Genomic DNA, 1,858 nt, shown 5'->3' with positions numbered 1-1,858 from the left:
ACGGCGGTTCAGATTGTGCGATTAAGTCGGTTTATCGTATCCAGTATCGAGACCAATCCGAGTCCATCCCAGAGTTTCTTTGGTAGCGCCTGGTTCATATGTGGCGCTCCCGAATTCCACCAAGGACCTCTGCCATTGAACGCTGAGTGGTAGGCGCGCTGCTCGTCGATCCCCAAGAGCATCAGGTTACGTGCCCTCGCAGAGGGCCGTTTCCATTGTCGCCACAGAACACAGCGAAGCTTGTGACGCACCCATCCATCAAGTCTCTCCAGAGCACGCTTGCCCTGAGTGAGCTTGAAGTAGCCAGCCCACCCCCGGAGCACAGGGTTTATTCGCTCAATGGTATAAGCCATTTTTCGCCCCCGTGCTCCGCGCAGAAGCTCCCCGAGCCGGTCGCGCAAGCGACGCAGACTCATCGTGGCCACTCGCAACCTTGGCTGTTGATGCCAGCTCATCCCATAACCCAAGTAATCACACATCCATGACCCGGCTACTCGGCTCTTTTCCCGGTTCAGCCTCAGCTTCAGGCACTGATTCAGAAAACGCTCAACGCCGGCCATCACTCGTGCGCCGGCACGGCGACTGCGTACATAAATGTTGGCGTCGTCGGCATAACGCACGAAGCGATGGCCCCGCCGTTCCAATTCGCGGTCGAGTTCGTTGAGCAGGATGTTCGACAGCAACGGCGAGAGCGGGCCGCCTTGCGGCGTCCCTTCCTGCCGTCGGCTGACGAGACCGCCTGACATCGTTCCCGCTTCGAGGTAGCGGCGGATCAGCATGAGCACACGCTTGTCTTCGATTTGGCGCGCTACGTAAACCATCAATACATCGTGGTTGACCCGATCAAAGAACTTCTCCAAATCGAGTTCCACGCACCAACGGTGACCCGCCGCCACATGGCCGCGGGCGGTTTCGATGGCTTGATGAGCGCTTCTGCCCGGACGAAAACCGTAGCTGTAGTCCGAAAACAAAGGGTCAAAGATTGGCGTGAGCTGTTGCAGCAGCGCCTGCTGGATCAGACGATCCACGACGCTGGGGATACCCAGCTGTCTTGTACCGCCTTTGGGCTTGGGGATTTCGACGGCACGCACACCTTGCGGGTGGTACGCGCCGGCCAGCAACCGACCCTTGAGGATCGGCCAATACTGTTTCACGTAGCCCGCCAATTGGTCGACCGTCATGCCATCGGCACCCGGCGCGCCCTTGTTGCTGACTACGCGTTGATACGCACGCTTGAGGTTGGTCGGTGCAAGCACCCGCGCCATCAGCGTGTCCGGCTCCGCTTTCGTCCACGCCACAGACGCCGCCGATACCTTTGCGCTGTCAGCCGTCACCCTCGGATTCTGTCCGGGACTCGGAGTAACAGTCTTCTCTGGGAGAAATTTCTGCATTTCGGTATTCAACGAGACTCTGGCGCCTACTGGCGGCATAACCTGTTCGGCCCTTGGTGACGGAGTTACTCGTCACTTACTATGGCTTCGGCTGACTTCTGCACGTTTATCCCGTCGCCTCTCGACGCTCGGTAGCACACTGGCAAACATGCAGATCTCCCAGGGTAATTCGCGCGACCTTCCTGCTTATGCCTGTCGGATTTACGTCGTAGCATTCCGTGCAAGTATTGGGCTTTAGTGAGCATTGCCACCTGACCCCGCTACGCCGCCTGATCCGCTTCCTGTTCGTCAGGCCAGCATTTTGCCTCGGGCTTCCTTCAGATTCGCAGTCACCCGCGACACCCTTGCCTCTGGCTAACACTTCCCCTTGCCGGGTGTGTAGAGGACTTTCACCTCCAAGTCACCAGCATGGCCACCACAGCCAAACTGGTTGCGCTTACGCGCAACGCGCCATGCCTGGCGCACAA

Annotated in this window: 1 protein-coding gene; it reads right to left on the bottom strand. The window is 58.7% G+C overall.

Features of this window, described 5'->3' with window-relative positions:
- Positions 1-8 precede the first annotated feature (8 nt).
- Entirely contained in the window at positions 9-1,430 is a 1,422-nt protein-coding gene (gene ltrA, locus CKW17_RS29430) for a group II intron reverse transcriptase/maturase (protein WP_095123442.1), read from the bottom strand.
- Between the last annotated feature and the right edge of the window lie 428 nt (positions 1,431-1,858).

Source organism: Pseudomonas sp. Irchel s3f10 (genome assembly GCF_900187515.1).
Taxonomy (GTDB): domain Bacteria; phylum Pseudomonadota; class Gammaproteobacteria; order Pseudomonadales; family Pseudomonadaceae; genus Aquipseudomonas; species Aquipseudomonas tensinigenes.
Note: the sequence above shows the minus strand (reverse complement) of the source record. Positions and strands in the feature narration are given on the sequence as shown.